The organism is Robbsia betulipollinis (genome assembly GCF_026624755.1).
Lineage (GTDB): Bacteria > Pseudomonadota > Gammaproteobacteria > Burkholderiales > Burkholderiaceae > Robbsia > Robbsia betulipollinis.
Map to the genome: position 1 here is coordinate 1,046,267 of NZ_JAPMXC010000001.1, position 15,961 is coordinate 1,062,227.

The window sequence follows — 15,961 nt, forward strand, 5'->3', positions numbered from 1 at the left end:
TGTCGCCATCCGCGAAATTCGTTATAACCCCCGTGCGCGCCGCCGTGTCCGTACGGGACGTCCGTTTCCGAGGTCCCGCGGCGCAGCGTCGCCGTTCGTACGAACTTAAGGATTGTCATGTCCCTTTTTCTCAACCTGATCCGGCAATCGCGCGGGATGCTGCTGCTGGCGCTCCTGGCGGGCGTCGTAGGCGGCCTCAGCAACGCGGGGCTGGTCGCGGTCATCAACCAGGCGCTGGGCGCTCCCGCCGACGGGTTCGCCGCGTTGGGGTGGCGGTTCCTCGCGCTCGCGCTGGTGGTGATGGTGGCCCGCACGCTGTCGCAGACGATTTTCGTGCGGCTCGGCCAGGCCAGCAAGGCGGCGTTGCGCATGACGACGATTCGCAACGTCACCGACACGTCCTATCAGAGCCTGGAGCGGCAGGGCTCGGCCAAGGCCCTGACGGTCCTCACGCAGGATCTCGACACGATCGTCGTCCTGTTTCTCAACCTGCCGGTGCTCGCCACCAATAGCGCCGTGGTCGTCGGGTGCCTGGCGTATCTCGGGTATCTGTCGTGGCAGGTATTGCTGTTCGCGGTGCTGACGATACTCGTCGGCTCGCTCGGTTTTCGCTGGGCGAACAACCGCGCGATGTTCCATCTGCGCGGGTCGCGCCGACGCGAGGACGAACTGGTCAAGGATTTTCGTGCCCTGTTCGACGGCGCCAAGGAGTTGAAGCTGCATCGCCGCCGCAAGGACGCGTTCGTCGACGGCTCGCTGGCCACGAGTGTGGAGGCGGTGCGCGCGCAACGCACGCGCGGCTACGTCCTCTATACGGCCGCCGCGAGCTGGGGCAGCATGATTCTGCTGGCCTTCATCGGCTGCGTGCTGTTTCTGTACACGCAATTCGAGCCGGTGCCCACGCGCGTGCTATCGGGTTATGCGGTCGTCTTCCTGTATCTGATCATGCCGATCGAGGGTTTGCTCTCGGCGATCCCGTCGATCGGGTCGGCGAAAGTGGCGCTCGAGCGCGTGCATCAACTCAATCGCGATCTCCCCGCCGAGCAGGTCGTGCCAGCGGAGCCCGCGCGGGCTTTCTCGCGCATCGCGCTGGAAGCCGTCACGCACAGCTATTTTCGTGAAAAGGAAAACGAAGTATTCACGCTGGGCCCCATCGATCTGGCCTTCTTTCCGGGGGAGGTGGTCTACCTGATCGGCGGCAACGGCAGCGGCAAGACCACGCTCGCCAAGCTGCTGGTCGGCCTGTACATACCCGAGAGCGGCACGGTGCGACTCGACGGCGAGTGCGTCACGCAAGCCGGGCGCGATCGCTATCGCCAGCACTTCGCGGTGGTCTTCAACGATTTTTTCCTGTTCGACGAGCTGCACGGCATGCAGATCGCGGGCCTCGACGCGAAAGCGCAGCAACTGCTGGAACTGCTGCAACTCCAGCACAAAGTGACGATCCGCGACGGCCGCTTTTCCACGACGGCGTTGTCGCAGGGCCAGCGCAAGCGGCTTGCCCTGCTGGTCGCGTATCTCGAAGACCGGCCGTTCTATGTGTTCGACGAATGGGCGGCCGATCAGGATCCGACCTTCAAGGACGTGTTCTACCGCACCTTGTTGCCTGAATTGAAAGCCAGGGGCAAGACCGTATTGGTGATCACGCACGACGACCGGTATTTCTCGCTCGCCGACCGTTTCATCAAACTCGACCAAGGTCAGGTCGTGCAGGAGGGCGCCGGGCAAACGCTGGCGCCGCGGCCGCCCCCGTCGTCCTCGCGTGCTGCGCATGGCGCGTCCCACCCGATCGATCTTCCGCTATGACCGTTCTGAATTTACGTTCCGTGGCGACGCGTGGCGTCGTCGTGGCGGCCAGCGCCGCCGCGGTGGCGCTGGCTGCGTGCGCGGGGCCTTCCGTCACGAATCACGCCGCCGACCGCGCGGCCGGCCCCTATCGCGTCGACATTCATCGCACCGCCGACGGCGTCCCGCATATCCGGGCCGACGATTGGGGCAGTCTGGGCTATGGCTATGGCTATGCGCAGGCACAGGACGCGGCATGCACCCTGGCCGACGCGTTCGTCACCTGGCGCGGCGAACGGTCCGCCTATTTCGGTCCGCAGAATCGGCCCGCCACCGAAGCCACGTTCGGCCGTCCGCGCAATCTCGATGCGGACTTTTTCTTCCGTTCGGTGATCGACGACGCGGCCGTCGCGTCCTATCGCGCCGCGCAACCGCCGCGCGAGCAAGCGCTGATCGCCGGTTATGCGGACGGTTACAACCGGTATATCTCGGAATTGAAGCGCGGGCGCTTCCCTGGCGCGCATGCCGCCTGCGCCGCCGGGGAATGGGTCAAGCCCATCTCGGCGAGCGATGTCTATCGCCGCTTCATCGCGGCGAATCTGGCGGGCGGCACGATGCCGTTTCTCGCGCAGATCGCAACCGCGCAACCGCCGAGCGGGCAACCGTCGGGCGTGCAACCGCCGGCGGCACAAAGGCCTGTCGCCCGATCGCCTGCCGCGCGGTCCTCGTCCGCGTCGCCCGCGCCATACCGTCCTGACGCGAGCATCGCGCTGCGGGAAACGGGCGCGCGCGCGCCTTCCGGCGTGGCGCCGTTCGCTGTCGGCGGTCACGCGGGCATCGGCAGCAACGCCATGGCGTTCGGCGCGGATGCGACGCAAGATGGCCACAGCCTGCTCTTTGGCAATCCACACTGGTTCTGGCACGGCCCCGATCGCTTTTATCAGGCGCACCTGACGATTCCGGGCCAGCTGGATGTCGCCGGCGCCGCGTTTCTGGGCGTTCCCCTGGTGATGATCGGTTTCAACCAGGACATCGCCTGGACGCACACCGTATCCAGCGCGCGCCGCTTCGGCATTTTCGCGCTGTCGCTGGTGCCCGGCGAGCCGACGCATTACCGCTACGACGGCCAAGAGGAAGCGATGCAGGCCGTGCGCATCACCGTGCAGGCGCGCGACCCGGGCACCGGCGCGCTCACGCCGGTCACACGCACCCTGTACCGCTCGCGTTTCGGCCCCATCGTCGACCTGTCGCCCATGTCGCCGGCGCTGGCCTGGAACGGCACGCAGGCGTTCGCGCTGTCCGACGTCAATGCGGGCAACCGCGCCGCGTTCGCGAATTTTCTCGACTGGGACCAGGCGCGCTCGCTCGATGATTTCATCGCCATTCAAAAGCGCGATGTCGCGATGCCCTGGGTCAATACCTTCGCCATCGGTCGCAACGATGCCCGCGTCTGGTTTGGCGATATCGGTGCCGTGCCGGGGGTGAACGATACGACCCTGGCCGCGTGCACCACGCCGGCCGGTCGCATGGTCGATGCCCGGCTGCCCGGCGTGCCGTTCCTCGACGGGTCGCGCGCCGCCTGCGACTGGACGGCGCAAACCCTTCCCGGCGCGGGCGCGGTGGGGCGTCTTCCCGTCGACGCGATGCCCAGCCTGCTGCGTCGCGACTATGTCGGCAATTTCAACGGAAGTTATTGGCTCACGCATCCCCAGACGCCGTTGACCGGTTTCCCGCTGGTGACCGGGCAAACCGGTACGCCGCAGTCGTTGCGTACCCGCCTGGGTCACGCGCTCGCGTCGGGCGCGCCGCGCTCGAACACACCGTCCTCTCCAGCGAGTCGATGTCCGCGCGCCTGTATCGGCAACCGCTGGTGGATGCCGTATGTCGCGGCGACGGGGCGTCCTCCGTCACCGTGACGCAGGATCCGCTGGACGCCGCCGCCCTGCCGCAACCGGTGACGGTGGATCTCGCCCCTGCCTGCGAGGTCCTGCGTCATTGGGATGGCACCGCCAACGTCGCCGCGCGCGGCGCCAATTTGTGGGATGAGTTCTGGATCCGCGCCGTCCGCCTGCCCGATCTTGCGCACCATGCGGTGGCGTTCGATCTGACCACGCCCGCGGGCTTCGACATGACGCGTCCGGCCACCGGGCGAGCGCTGGGCGTCGCCCTGGCCGCAGCGGTGTTGAACATGCAGCGCCACGGCGTCGCGCTGGACACGATGCGGGGCGATCTGCTCTATGTCGGCCACGGCGCGGACAAAGTGCCGCTGTACGGCGGGTGCGACCAGCAGGGCTATTTCACCGTCGCGTGCGCGATGCACCCGCTCGATCGCGACGGCTATTCCCTGAATCGGGATGCGCACGGCAACAGCTATATGCAGGTCGTCAGCTTCGACGCGGACGGCCCGCACGCGGACACCCTGCTGAGCACGGGCGTGGCGGATGCCACCGCCGGGCAGGCCGGCGTCGCGACGCGCGCCTACGCGCGCAAGGCATGGTCGCGGTTTCCGTTCACCGCGCGGGAGCTGTCCGCCATGCCGAACGTGACCGAAACGGTGCTGACCGGCCCGCGCGGGGTGGTGCCTTCTCAATAAACGATCGGACCGCGCGTACCGGCCGACCGCGCTTGCGACCACAGCGACGTTGAACTCGAAATCGAGCGGGTCGGCGATGAACTTCGTATTCGGCCCGCGCGTCGGCCGCCAGCCGGGGTGCTCGGGAAATTCGCGAAATTCGGGGCGAGTTTCATGGTCGAGGGGCGCGGCGAACGGGACCCGGTCGAGCGCGAGGCGTTGCGATGCGCCGTTTCATGCTCGACACGATTGCACCGGACGTCGTTCCGGTCACCAGCAACGCGCGGGACTTTACCTGCTGTCCCGATATCAAGGCCGGAAAACCGGATCAAGCCATAACGAATCGCGAAACGTCCGATTGTCTTAAACTTTGCTCCGGGATTGCCGTTAAACGAGCCTGTGTATCAGTGTCGTTTTCCGGAGCAGCCCCATGACGGCGTTCGAGTTCTTTTCCCGCTTTTCCATCAAATTGCGCCTCACCGTCGCATTCGCCACGCTGCTGGCGCTTCTGGTGATCGCCACCGCGCTCGGACAGATCGGCACGCGTTCCGGAAAATCCGCTTTACGCGAAACGTATGGCGTCCAGCTCGCCGCGGCGGTGGCCATCGGCGATTTCAAATACAATCTGGCGGTCGCCCGCGTGACGATGGACCGCGGCGTGCTGCATCCGCTCAAGCCGGGCTCTCCGGAAAGTCAGGCGCTCTCCGCCAAAATACAGGGCTATCTGAGCGGCGCCAAGGCGGCCTATGCACACTACCAGAGCCTGCCGCACAAGCCCGAAGAGCAGCATTTCGCGGAAGCCGTCGAAAACGATTTCACGCGCCTCATGAGCCAGGGCATCGAACCGACGATACAGGCGATCGATCGCGGCGACATGCAGACCGCGGATAACGTGGGCATGAACATCACGCCGCCGCTCGCCCTTGCCCTGACCAAGAGCACGACGGCGTTGAACAGCTATCTGATGGCGCAGGGTGCGGGAAATTATGACCGGTTCCAGGGGGACCTGAATCGAATCGGTATCGCCTCCGCCGCGCTCCTCGCCATCAGTCTGGCGATCGCGGCATTGTGCGTGTGGGGGCTGCGGCAGGCCATCTCGGTGCCATTGGCGCGGGCCAGGGAAGCGTGCGCGGCGATGTCGCGCGGCGACCTCACGCACCCGATCGCGAGCAGCGGCCGGGACGAGATGGCGGATCTGATGCGCCATCTGCAAACGATGCGGGACGGGTTGACCGAGACCATCGCTGCCCTGCTGGGCAGCAGCGACGCGATGGCCACCGCGACCCGCGAAATCGCTTCGGGAAACGCGGATCTGTCGCGCCGCACCGAGTCCCAGGCCGCGGCGCTGGAGGAGACCGCGGCGAGCATGGAGCAACTCACGGCCACCGTGAAACAGAATCACGCGAGTTCGGGCGAGGCGCAGGTCCTCGCGGATCGGGCTGGCGATGTCGCGCGCTCGGGCGGCACGCTCATGCATCGCGTCGTCGCGACCATGGCGGACATCGATGCCGGCTCCCGGCAGATGGCGTCGATCACCAGCGTCATCGAGGGCATCGCGTTCCAGACGAACATTCTCGCGTTGAACGCGGCGGTGGAAGCCGCGCGGGCGGGCGAGCAGGGCCGCGGTTTCGCGGTGGTCGCCACGGAAGTCCGGATGCTGGCGCAGCGCTCGGCGTCCGCCGCCAAGGAAATCAAGGGTCTGATCGACGGCGCCACGGTGCGGATCAACGACGGTTCGTCCCTGGTCGAGACGGCGGGACGCACGATGGACGACATCGTGCAGGCGATCCAGAAGGTCAGCGGCATCATGAACGGTCTGGCCGCCGCCTCCAAGGAGCAGAGCGACGGGATCGAGCAGGTCAATCGCGCGGTGGTGCAGATGGACGAGGTGACGCAGCAGAACGCCGCGCTGGTGGAGGAGACCGCGGCGGCGGCGCTGTCGCTGGCGGAGCAGTCGCGGATTCTGCAGAGCAACGCGTCGCGGTTTACGATCGCCTGAGCTGGATTGCCTGACCCCACGGCGACGCGGGGTCAGGCGGTGCGGGCCATCAATGCCGAATCTCATTCAATGGCGCGATGGACATAGAATCGCGTATCGACGGTCATCACCGGAAAACGCGCCGGCAGCGCTTCCTTCGCGATTCGCTCGAAACCGTTTTTCTCGTAAAAGCGGTGCGCGGCGAGAAATTGTTCGGTGGTCCCCAGAAAGGTTTCCACGATGCCCTTTTCCTGCGCCCATTGCAGCAGCGTGCGCAGGAGGCCGAGACCCACGCCGTGCGCGCTCCCGCGATACGCCTCGGCGACGAACATTTTGCGAAGTGCGGCCTGCTCGTTGTCCAGATCCAGCAAGGCAATGCTGCCGACCACGTTTCCTTGCGCCAGCGCGACCCAGAAATTGCCTTTGCCCTGCCGGTAAAAGCGGTCGATGTCGAGGAGGTCCGGTTGCGCGTCGAGCGTCACCGGCACGCCGAATTCGATTTGCTGAATGGGCAGGATCAGCGCCAGGACGCCTTCGGCATGGCTGCCGTCAAACGATACGATATCGATGGAAGATTCGGTCATGGAGGCCAGTGTCATGAAGGATGCGCCGCGCCGCGGGACGAAAATTCCGTCACTGCCGCATCGATGAAACTGCGCAGTTTCGGCGTTGGCCGCCGATCCGGCGAGAACAGCAGATGCATCGGACGCGAAGGCGCGTCGTAGCCGGGCAGCACCTGGACCAACTTTCCGGCGGCGAGCCAGGGACTCAGTATATCTTCCGGTCCGAGAACGACGCCGAAATCGTCGAGGGCGGCCGCGAGCAACGCTTTCGCATCGTTGACGTGCAGGCGGCTGCGCACGCGAACGGTCTGTGCCTGAGCCTCCCGTGTGAATCGCCATTCGGCATCGGTCGTGCGACCCGGATACACATAGGTAAGGCACTCATGCTTTGCCAGATCCGCCGGCACCGCCGGAACGCCACGTTGCGCGAGATAGTCCGGCGACGCGCAGGCGACCAGCCGGTAGGGCGACAAGGTACGTGCCGCAAACCGGGATTCGAGCAACGGCCCGATGCGAAACGCCGCCTCATAGCCCTCGTCGATCAGATCGGTGCAGCGGTCGGTCAGCACCAGATCGATTTCCACCTGCATGTGATCACGTAGATAGCGCGTGATCATCGGCATCAGGCGTTGCGCGCCGAAGGTCAAGGGCGCCGTTACGCGCAGGCGGCCGCGCGGAACCGCGTGGATTTCGGCCGCGAGCGAATCCGCCGTCTCCACGTCCGCAAGAATCAGCTTGCAGCGCTGGTAATACGCGGCACCCAGTTCCGTCAGGCTCTGCCGGCGGGTCGTGCGGTTGAGCAGCCGTGCGCCAAGACGGTCCTCCAACTGCGCCACATGCCGCGCGATCATCTGTGGTGAGACACCGAGCGCTTCCGAGGCCGCCGCGAAGGAGCCTGCGTCCGTTGCCTTTAGAAAAACCGACATGCTGGTCAAACGGTCAAGCATTGCCCACTCCCGGTTGCGAATGAAAGCATCGGAACGCTATTTATCTCATTATAGCGATCAATCTAAGATGCTCTGAACGCAATGCGTCGCGCTGAAAATGCGCTTACCCACAAGGAGCATGACACTATGAAAATCAGCATCATTGGCGCGGGATTCATCGGACGGGCAGTGGCAAAGCTCGGTGTGGCGGCGGGACATCAGGTCATGGTGAGCAATTCACGCGGTCCCCGTTCCCTCGCCAGCATACCCAGCGGCATCGGGTGCGAGGTCGGCACGGTGGCAGACGCGATCGCTTTCGGCGATATCGTCGTCGTGGCGATACCGCTCTATCAATATCCGACGATTCCCGTGGCGCCACTGGAGGGCAGGATCGTGCTGGACGCCGGCAATTATTATCCGGAACGCGACGGCCATATCGACGAACTGGACAGCCAGGCCATCACCACCAGCGAACGGCTCGCCCGGCACTTGCCGCAATCGCGGATAGTGAAAGCGTTCAATGCCATTCAGGCGGTGGATCTGGAACGCGATGGTCGGCCGGCAGGCGCGCACGATCGTCGGGCGCTGCCGGTGGCGGGAAACGATGTCGATGCCAAGGCCGCGGCGATTCGCCTGCTCGATCGGTTTGGCTTCGATACGGTCGATGGTGGGAGTCTGGCGGATAGCTGGCGATTCGAACGTGCCCAGCCGTGCTATTGCGTTTCCCTGGATCGCGAGGGCCTGATCCGTGCGCTCGCGCAGGCGCAGCGTGGTGGCGAAGTACCCGCCGACATGTGAGGCGGGTGGCGGGGAAGGCGGGGTTGTCCGTGGCGTTGGCGTTGTGCGCCACGACCACGGGCCTTCCTCGTTTTCTTCCCTATACGGGGTTGCCGTGGGCATCCGTATCGAAGCTTTGCGACTGAAACGCGAAAAAGAACGCGCGCCAGGTGCCGTCCGCATACGCGAACATCAACGCACCGTCCTGGTAGGTGCCATTGTCCTGGGTATAGCCGCCACCGTTGCCCTGATTCATATGGATGTCGTGCACCCCATTTCCCGGCACGAACTTGAAGTATTGATCCGGGACGCCTTCCTCGGGGCCCCAGCGCGAGCCGAACGCGTACACGAGCGAACCCGCCATGGCCATGGCCGCCACGACCGCGCCTTCGAGCGTATCCTTCAAATCGTTCTTCGATGTGCCGGTCGCATCCGGCGGCACCGGGGTCATGGTCTTCGTATCCACCAGTCCGCTTCGAACATAGTCGATCGCGAGACCGCCGGGGGTCGACGGCAGTTTCGTGAAGCCCGGCGCCAGGGCGGCAACGCCACTGACGAAAGCGGTGGGCAACGCGTCCCGTTCCTCGAACAGCACGATCGAGGGCGCCTTGGGCGCGGACGATTTGACGTTCGACGCGATCCGGAAAATGGTGTCGCCGCCTTGCACGAGAATCTGGTAATGATCGTCGTCGGCATCGCGCAGATGCCCGGTTACCGTGCCTTTGAGTACGCCGTAATTCACTGACATGAAGCCTCCTGGTCGATGAGGTGAGTCTTCATGGTACCCGCAATCGTCGGCGCTCTCGCGTCCGCGCCGGCGTGCCGGCCAGTGGGCGTGGATCGGGGCCTACTTACGCAGGTTTCGGGAAGACGGCCTTCCAAAGGAAAGGGGGCGCCGAATCATACCGCTTGCCAAAAGCGTGCCGACGATCACCACCGCGCACCCCAGAACCATCGACACGCTCAGCGTCTCGTGGAGGAACAGCATGCCCCATAGAATCCCGAAAATCGGTATGAGAAACGTCACCGAGACGGCTTTCGCGGGACCGACGGCGGCGATCAGATGGAAGTAGATGATGTAGGCGACGCCGGTGCAGGCGATTGCCAGGGCGATCGCCGATAGCCAGGACCCGGCGGGAATCGCGGCGGCCGGCCAGTGTACCGCGCCCATCGGCAGCAGGACCACGGCCGCGGCGATCATGCTTCCCGTCGCCACCGTGAGCGAGTCGACGCCGCGCAGGAATCGCTTGCTGAAATTCGCCGATACGCCATAGAAGAAGGTGGCGGCCAGGACCGCCAGCGGGGCCATTCCGCTCGGCGTGCCGAGGCGCGCCAGATCGTGCCACACGAGGATCACGACGCCCAGGAAGCCGAGGAGGAGCCCGGCGATGCGGCCGCGCGTCAAGCGGTCCCCGAGCCAGAAAAATGCGATCAGCGACGCCCAGAGTGGCGTGGTCGCGTTGACGACGGACGTGACCCCGGCGGAGAGGGACAATTCGGCATAGGCGAACAGGCAGAAGGGGATGGCCTGGTTGAGAACGCCGATGACGAAGATCGGCAGGATCTTTCCCGACGCGCCGCGCACGCCTCCTTTTTTAAGAAAAAAGATGACGCTCATGAACAGCGCTGCGACCGTCACGCGTACGGTCATCAGGGGGATGGGGCCGAAGTCCGTCGCACTTATGCGGATGAAAAGAAACGAGGCACCCCATAGCGCCGCAAGGATGACCAGCAAGATCGCGTCTTTCGTTTTCACAGGGGTCCTTGAAATACGATGTTCGGGATGTCGAAGCGGTCCATGGGTCTGTACCCCGGGGCTGCGCAGCAGGAGTGAATTCTAACGCGGGGACGTCTTTCCCTGCTTCGCTATCTGGCGCGCGCGGTAAGCGCCGACCTTCGCGATCGTGCCGCACGCCCGCCCTCCCGGTCCGTCCTTCGTCATGCCGCACCAGCGCCTGCTCGCGTTGCGCGTGCGATCGTAAAACGCCCACCGGCAATTGGCGCAGGTTTTGAGCCTTGGCTATTTATTGGTCGATGGCAGCGAGGCGACGTTTTTCGGCGCATTGAGCGCCGTGGGCGCGCTGGCCGGCTGCGCCGGATATTACGTGGGCAGCTGGCTTATACTGCACCGTCCCGCGTTCGAGATGTGGGCGGTGTTCGGCGCGGTGGGTTTGCTCGGGTCGGTTCTCGCACGAACGTTGCTGCGGACGGACAGCGCGGGCGCGCCGGCAGCGCCCCGATGAGGAGAAATGCATGAAGCGACGCTACGTTACCGCGGACGTGTTCACCTTCACAACGTTCAAGGGCAACCCGGTCGCGGTGGTGCTCGACGCGCAGGGCCTGTCGACCGCCCAGATGCAGTCGATCGCCAATGAATTCGCGTACAGCGAGACCACGTTCGTTCTGCCGCCACGCGATCCGGCGCACACGGCCTGGGTGCGGATTTTTACCGCGAGCCGTGAAATTCCGTTTGCCGGGCATCCCAACATCGGCACGGCCTTCGTGCTGGCGCGCGCCGCGGCGGACCGATCCGCGCCGCTGCCCGAGGCGTTGTGTTTCGAGGAACTGGCGGGCCTCGTTCCCGTGCGTCAGTTGCTGCAGGATGGGGCGGTGGTGGGGGCCGAACTGATCGCGCCCGAGCCGCTGTCGTTGGCCTCGGCGGTGGCGCCCGCACGCGTGGCGGCGTGCCTGTCGCTGTCGTCGGACGCTATTCGCACCGAGGCCCACATGCCGCGTGTCGTGTCGGTCGGGCTGCCGTTCCTCGTGGTGGAACTGCGCTCGCGTGAAGCGTTGTCGCGGTGCATGCCGGATCGCGGCGCGTTCCGGGACCTCATGCCGCTGGACGGAGCGGTCTCCATCTATGCCTATACGCGCGCGGTGCCGCCGCATGGCGTCGAATCGTCGACCGACCTCCAGTCGCGCATGTTTACCCCGCATATGACCGAGGATCCGGCCACGGGGAGCGCCGCCGGCGCGTTGGTGGCGTTTCTCGCGCATCTGGATGATCTGCCGAGGTTGTCGATGACGGTGGGGCAGGGTAGCGACATGGGTCGGCAAAGCACGCTCTTCGTCACGGCGGAGACGATTGGCGGCAAGCGGGCCGTGCGGGTCGGCGGGCACTGCGTGCAGGTCATGGAAGGGACGTTCGACCTGCCTGGCGGCGATTGATTGCCACGCGGGCACCTCGCCGACGGGCGCGCGCCGTCGGATTCGCGCGCCGCGTGGGGCAGACGGCCGGTATGATGCCGTTTTGCCTCGGATCCTCGCCCGATGCTCGCCCTCAAACTGACGCTGGTGCCGTTTTTCCTGCTGGCCGTTTCGCTCTCGGGCAGATGGTGGGGGCCTGCCGTCGCCGGCTGGCTGGCGGGTCTGCCGGTGGTGGCGGGGCCAATCCTGTATCTTCTCGTGCTGGCGCACGGCCCCCTTTTCGGCGCGCGAGCCGCCACGCTGGCCGTGGCCGCCATCCTGGCCTCGGAGGCGTTCAATTTTGCCTATGCGTGGACGTGCCGCGCCCGTGCCTGGCCGTGGGCGCTGGGCGCGGGGCTTGCCGCGTGGTTCGTCTGCGCGTGCGCACTGTCACGGCTGCCACCCTCGCCGCTATGGGCGACAGCCGCCGCGCTGCTCGCGGTGTGCATCGGACAGTCGTTCTTGCCGCGCAGTTTGGCGCTCCCCGCCGGGATGCCCCTGACGCGCGCCGATTTGCTCGGCAGGATGGTGGCGGGGTCGGTGCTGACGCTTGGCGTCACGTCGCTGTCGCAGAGACTGGGGCCGCAATGGAGCGGCCTGCTCTCGGTGTTTCCCTTGCTGAGCATCGTTCTCTCGGTCGCTTCGCACCGCGCGCACGGCCCGCCGTATGTCATCGCGTTGCTCAGAGGCATGGTGCTGGGGCGCTTCTCGTTCGCCGCGTTTTGCCTGTCGTTGTCGTTTTCCCTGCTTTACCAGCGGCCCCTTCCGGCTTTTGCCGAGGCGGTGGCACTCGCGTTGCTGGTGCAGTGGGGCACGAGACGGTGCGCCACGCGGCGGCGCGGCGTGGTCGTGCGCGCCACCTAGCGGCACGGTCGTCCGCTCAGCGCCGCGCGGCAAAACGCGCCGCGCCCGGGAAAAGCGACGGCGGCATGCCCAGTTTCCGGCGGAACATCGTCGAAAACGCCCCGGGGCTGTCATAGCCGAGTTCGAGCGCCACTTCGGTGACGCCATGTCCCGCGGACAGCCGCGACAGCGCGGCCAGCAGGCAGGCCTGCTGGCGCCACTCGCCGAACGCCATGCCGGTTTCCTGGCGAAACTGCCGACTGAAGGTGCGATCGCTTCGATGCAGGCGACGTGCCCAGCTTTGCGGCGAAGTGCGAATCTGCGGCGCATGCAAAAAGGCCAGGCACAGCGCGGCCAGACCGGCCTCACGGGGAATCGGCGCGAAAAAAGGCAGCGCGGGCGCGCGCGCGACCTCGTGCAGCAGGAGTTGCATCAGCGCGCCATCGCGGCCACGCCGGTCGTACAGGGCGGGCACGTCGACCGCGTCCATCAGCATGGCGTGCAGGAGGGGCGACACCTTCAGCACCTCGCACTGCGTTCCCTTGCGCGGCGCGCACCGGGGCGCGATATACAGGCTGCGCGTGGTCACGCCGACCATGCGCACGCGATGCGGTTTGCCGGCGGGAATCCACACGCCGGTATGGGGCGGGATCACCCACGCGCCGTCGTCGGTGCCCACTTCCATCAGGCCGGTCGCGCCATAGAGAAACTGCGCGCGCCGGTGACGGTGCGTGTCGAGCAACGTGCCTTTCGGATAATCGGTGCCGATCGCCAGCACCGGGCGCGCGATGGCGTCCAGCGCGTCCAGTGGAATGTTGCGCATCACGAGCGGGCAGGTTGGCCGAAACGCAAACATTATTGACCATTCCTCGCAAGCGGGCCACGCCTTCCTCGCCGTATCGTGAGCGTGTCTGCCGCTTCCTTTGCGAGATCCAATGTCATGACGCCATATATCGTGCTGGCGATATGCGCCTGTTTTTCCGGCGTGACCACCGTGTTGTTCGGATTCGGCGGCGGTTTCGTCGTGGTGCCGCTTTTGTATCGGTTGCTGCTTGCAGTGGATGGGCCGCACGGGGCGGCGGGTCGGCACGCGATGCAGATCGCGGTGGCCACCTCGACCTGCGTGATGATCTTCAGCGCGTGGTTCGCCACGTTGCGGCATCGGCGCGCGGGCCATATCGACTGGCGACAGGCGCGGCCGCTGCTGCCCGGCATCGCGTGTGGCGCGATGGTGGGTGCCGCCGCCGCGGCGGCGGTCAACGGCGCATGGCTGCGGTGGGCATTCGTGCTGTATCTCGGGATCACGATCCTCGACTGCGTGTGCCGTGCGGGTTTTCTCGCGCGCCCGGCGCCTCGGGCCCGGGCGCCGTCGCGCGCCGAATCGATGCTCTTGGGAGGCGCGGTCGGCGCGGTCGCGGCCTTTCTGGGAGTGGGCGGCAGCGTGATGACGGTGCCGTTGATGCGTCGGCGTGGCCTGGACATGGTGCGCGCCACGGCGCTGGCGAACCCGTTGTCGTTGCCCGTGGGAGTGGCCGGCGCGGCCGCCTACGCGGCGCTCGCCTGGCGGGGCGGCCCCGCGCTGGGCGCCTGGCATCTGGGCTACGTCGACCTGCGCGCGCTGGCCGTGCTGGTGGCCGGGTCGTGGTGCGGGATTCGGTTGGGAAGCCCCTGCATCGGCCGGCTGCCCGACGGCCTCTACGCGAAGGTCTATCTGGGGCTGCTGGTCGCGGTGTTGCTGGCCATGGCAGTGACATGATCGGGACGGACCGGCCCGCGTCAAGCTTCGGCGGTTCGGACTATCATGCAGTTTTCCACGCCACGGAGCCCCGCGATGAGCGACTACGAGACCCCCGTTACCGCCCGCCAACTCGATCAGGCCGCGCTGACGACGTTCGTCGAGCGCAAATGGCACGACGAGATCGTGCCCGCCCTGACGGATTACATCGCGGTGCCGGCGAAGAGCCCGGCGTTCGATCCCGACTGGGTGAAACACGGGTTTCTCGAACGGGTGGTCACCGATGCCGCGCAGTGGGCGCAGCGGCAGGCGGTGCGCGGGCTGAAAGTCGAGGTCGTGCGGCTGCCCGGCCGCACGCCGGTCATTTTCTTCGAATCGCCTGCGACGAAATCGGGCAGTACCGACACCATCCTGCTCTACGGGCATCTGGACAAGCAGCCGGAGTTCGACGGCTGGCGCAGCGACCTCGGACCGTGGACCCCGAAGCTGGACGACGGCAAGCTCTACGGCCGGGGCGGTGCGGACGACGGTTACGCGATCTATGCCGGGCTGACCGCGCTCGCGGCGCTGGATGCGCAGGGCATCGAGCGGCCGCGCTGCGTCGGCCTGATCGAAACCTGCGAGGAATCGGGCAGCTACGATCTGTTGCCGTACGTCGATGCGCTGCGCGATCGTCTGGGCAGCGTGAGCCTGGTCGTGTGCCTGGATTCGGGCGCGGGCAACTACGATCAGCTCTGGCTGACGACGTCGCTGCGCGGGCTGGTGTCGGGCAATCTCGAAGTCCAGGTGCTGGATGAAGGGATCCATTCGGGCGGCTATGGCGGCATCGCACCGTCGAGCTTCCGGATCATGCGTCAGCTGTTCGACCGGCTGGAGGACGCGGCGAGCGGTGAATTGCTGCCGGCCGATTTCCACTGCCCGACGCCGGCTAACCGGCTGCGCGAAGCCGAAGCGACCGGACGTATCCTGGGCGACGAGGTGTGGCGCAACGTGCCGTGGGCCTGCGGCATGGACGGCCGCCTGGCGCTGCCCACCACCACGGATCCGCAGCGCGCGCTGCTCGAATCCACCTGGCTGCCCTCGCTCGCGGTCACCGGCGCGGCCGGCCTGCCGGCGCTTGAGGATGCCGGCAACGTGCTGCGTCCGCGTACCGCGTTCAAGCTGTCGCTGCGCCTGCCGCCGCTGGTGGACGCCGCCGAGGCGGTCGAAAAACTCAGGGCGCTGCTCGAGGTCGATCCGCCGTACAACGCCCGCGTGACCTTCAGCCCGGACGCCGGTGCCGCCACCGGATGGAATGCCCCGGAGCTCTCGCCCTGGCTCGCACGCGCGCTGAACGACGCGTCGCGCGCGCATTACGGCGCGGACGCCGCCTACATGGGGCAGGGCGGCACGATTCCCTTGATGAAGGTATTGAAGGACGGTTTCCCGAAATCGCAGTTCATGGTGTGCGGCGTGCTGGGTCCGAAATCGAACGCGCACGGCCCCAACGAGTTTCTGCATATCGCCTATGCGAAGAAACTGACGGCCACGGTCGCGGAGGTGATCGCCGCGGCGCCGTGATCCCGACCCGCGCGCGGTCCGTGGCGTCGCCGGCTG

13 protein-coding genes and 3 pseudogenes are annotated in these 15,961 nt (G+C 66.3%); 10 read left to right on the forward strand and 6 right to left on the reverse strand.

The genetic code is table 11. The features are described 5' to 3' along the window. Positions 1–117 precede the first annotated feature (117 nt). The 4 genes and pseudogenes from OVY01_RS04520 (at position 118) to OVY01_RS04535 (ending at position 6,356) form a co-directional block, all read left to right on the forward strand. Entirely contained in the window at positions 118–1,806 is a 1,689-nt protein-coding gene (locus OVY01_RS04520) for a cyclic peptide export ABC transporter (RefSeq protein ID WP_267845958.1), read from the forward strand. After that, positions 1,803–4,378: pseudogene (locus tag OVY01_RS04525) on the forward strand (penicillin acylase family protein). The gene OVY01_RS04520 and the pseudogene OVY01_RS04525 overlap by 4 nt, the downstream one beginning before the upstream one ends. 3 nt (positions 4,379–4,381) lie before the next feature. After that, positions 4,382–4,579: pseudogene (locus OVY01_RS04530) on the forward strand (AbrB/MazE/SpoVT family DNA-binding domain-containing protein); the annotation flags it as partial. Positions 4,580–4,787: 208 nt separating this feature from the next. Continuing rightward, complete coding sequence (locus OVY01_RS04535) at positions 4,788–6,356, forward strand: methyl-accepting chemotaxis protein (RefSeq protein WP_267845961.1); 1,569 nt, start codon at positions 4,788–4,790, stop codon at positions 6,354–6,356. A gap of 62 nt (positions 6,357–6,418) precedes the next feature. On the opposite strand, the gene OVY01_RS04540 is transcribed toward OVY01_RS04535, so the two are convergent. Beyond that, positions 6,419–6,919: a GNAT family N-acetyltransferase gene (locus OVY01_RS04540; RefSeq protein WP_267845962.1), complete on the reverse strand. Its 501-nt coding sequence runs from the start codon at positions 6,917–6,919 to the stop codon at positions 6,419–6,421. A gap of 11 nt (positions 6,920–6,930) precedes the next feature. Further along, positions 6,931–7,845, reverse strand: a complete 915-nt coding sequence (locus OVY01_RS04545) for a LysR family transcriptional regulator (RefSeq protein ID WP_267845966.1) — start codon at positions 7,843–7,845, stop codon at positions 6,931–6,933. Positions 7,846–7,926: 81 nt separating this feature from the next. Between OVY01_RS04545 and OVY01_RS04550 the strand changes: the two genes are divergently transcribed. After that, positions 7,927–8,622, forward strand: coding sequence for an NADPH-dependent F420 reductase (locus OVY01_RS04550; RefSeq protein WP_267845968.1), 696 nt, complete (start codon positions 7,927–7,929; stop codon positions 8,620–8,622). A gap of 79 nt (positions 8,623–8,701) precedes the next feature. Here the strand turns inward: OVY01_RS04550 and OVY01_RS04555 are convergent, their stop codons facing one another. The 3 genes and pseudogenes from OVY01_RS04555 to OVY01_RS04565 all read right to left on the reverse strand — a co-directional run. Then, entirely contained in the window at positions 8,702–9,349 is a 648-nt protein-coding gene (locus OVY01_RS04555; protein ID WP_267845970.1) for a DUF2278 family protein, read from the reverse strand. 99 nt (positions 9,350–9,448) lie between these two features. Then, on the reverse strand, positions 9,449–10,357 hold the full coding sequence (locus tag OVY01_RS04560) for a DMT family transporter (RefSeq protein ID WP_267845972.1): 909 nt from the start codon (positions 10,355–10,357) through the stop codon (positions 9,449–9,451). Between the two features lie 81 nt (positions 10,358–10,438). After that, positions 10,439–10,558 (reverse strand): annotated as a pseudogene (locus OVY01_RS04565) (hypothetical protein); the annotation flags it as partial. 40 nt (positions 10,559–10,598) lie between these two features. On the opposite strand from OVY01_RS04565, the gene OVY01_RS04570 reads away from it, so the two are divergent. From OVY01_RS04570 to OVY01_RS04580, 3 genes are all read left to right on the forward strand, one after another. Then, complete coding sequence (locus OVY01_RS04570) at positions 10,599–10,844, forward strand: hypothetical protein (RefSeq protein WP_267845975.1); 246 nt, start codon at positions 10,599–10,601, stop codon at positions 10,842–10,844. 10 nt (positions 10,845–10,854) lie between these two features. Then, positions 10,855–11,769, forward strand: coding sequence for a PhzF family phenazine biosynthesis protein (locus tag OVY01_RS04575; protein ID WP_267845977.1), 915 nt, complete (start codon positions 10,855–10,857; stop codon positions 11,767–11,769). 102 nt (positions 11,770–11,871) lie between these two features. After that, the gene (locus tag OVY01_RS04580) at positions 11,872–12,651 is read left to right on the forward strand and encodes a hypothetical protein (RefSeq protein WP_267845979.1); all 780 of its coding nucleotides are present in this window, start codon (positions 11,872–11,874) and stop codon (positions 12,649–12,651) included. A gap of 16 nt (positions 12,652–12,667) precedes the next feature. On the opposite strand, the gene OVY01_RS04585 is transcribed toward OVY01_RS04580, so the two are convergent. Further along, positions 12,668–13,453, reverse strand: coding sequence for an AraC family transcriptional regulator (locus OVY01_RS04585; protein ID WP_267845981.1), 786 nt, complete (start codon positions 13,451–13,453; stop codon positions 12,668–12,670). 117 nt (positions 13,454–13,570) lie between these two features. Here OVY01_RS04585 and OVY01_RS04590 point away from each other — a divergent pair, with 117 nt between their 5' ends. Both OVY01_RS04590 and OVY01_RS04595 read left to right on the forward strand, forming a co-directional pair. After that, positions 13,571–14,386: a sulfite exporter TauE/SafE family protein gene (locus OVY01_RS04590; RefSeq protein ID WP_267845983.1), complete on the forward strand. Its 816-nt coding sequence runs from the start codon at positions 13,571–13,573 to the stop codon at positions 14,384–14,386. 75 nt (positions 14,387–14,461) lie between these two features. After that, on the forward strand, positions 14,462–15,925 hold the full coding sequence (locus OVY01_RS04595; protein WP_267845985.1) for a M20 family metallopeptidase: 1,464 nt from the start codon (positions 14,462–14,464) through the stop codon (positions 15,923–15,925). Positions 15,926–15,961: the final 36 nt, after the last annotated feature.

Bases quoted from the DNA above. Each gene is read 5' to 3' on its own strand.
- OVY01_RS04555 (WP_267845970.1), bottom strand. From the start codon at position 9,349: ATGTCAGTGAATTACGGCGTACTCAAAGGCACGGTAACCGGGCATCTG.
- OVY01_RS04590 (WP_267845983.1), top strand. From the start codon at position 13,571: ATGACGCCATATATCGTGCTGGCGATATGCGCCTGTTTTTCCGGCGTG.
- OVY01_RS04545 (WP_267845966.1), bottom strand. From the start codon at position 7,845: ATGCTTGACCGTTTGACCAGCATGTCGGTTTTTCTAAAGGCAACGGAC.
- OVY01_RS04540 (WP_267845962.1), bottom strand. From the start codon at position 6,919: ATGACCGAATCTTCCATCGATATCGTATCGTTTGACGGCAGCCATGCC.
- OVY01_RS04575 (WP_267845977.1), top strand. From the start codon at position 10,855: ATGAAGCGACGCTACGTTACCGCGGACGTGTTCACCTTCACAACGTTC.
- OVY01_RS04520 (WP_267845958.1), top strand. From the start codon at position 118: ATGTCCCTTTTTCTCAACCTGATCCGGCAATCGCGCGGGATGCTGCTG.
- OVY01_RS04585 (WP_267845981.1), bottom strand. From the start codon at position 13,453: ATGCGCAACATTCCACTGGACGCGCTGGACGCCATCGCGCGCCCGGTG.
- OVY01_RS04580 (WP_267845979.1), top strand. From the start codon at position 11,872: ATGCTCGCCCTCAAACTGACGCTGGTGCCGTTTTTCCTGCTGGCCGTT.
- OVY01_RS04535 (WP_267845961.1), top strand. From the start codon at position 4,788: ATGACGGCGTTCGAGTTCTTTTCCCGCTTTTCCATCAAATTGCGCCTC.
- OVY01_RS04595 (WP_267845985.1), top strand. From the start codon at position 14,462: ATGAGCGACTACGAGACCCCCGTTACCGCCCGCCAACTCGATCAGGCC.
- OVY01_RS04550 (WP_267845968.1), top strand. From the start codon at position 7,927: ATGCGTCGCGCTGAAAATGCGCTTACCCACAAGGAGCATGACACTATG.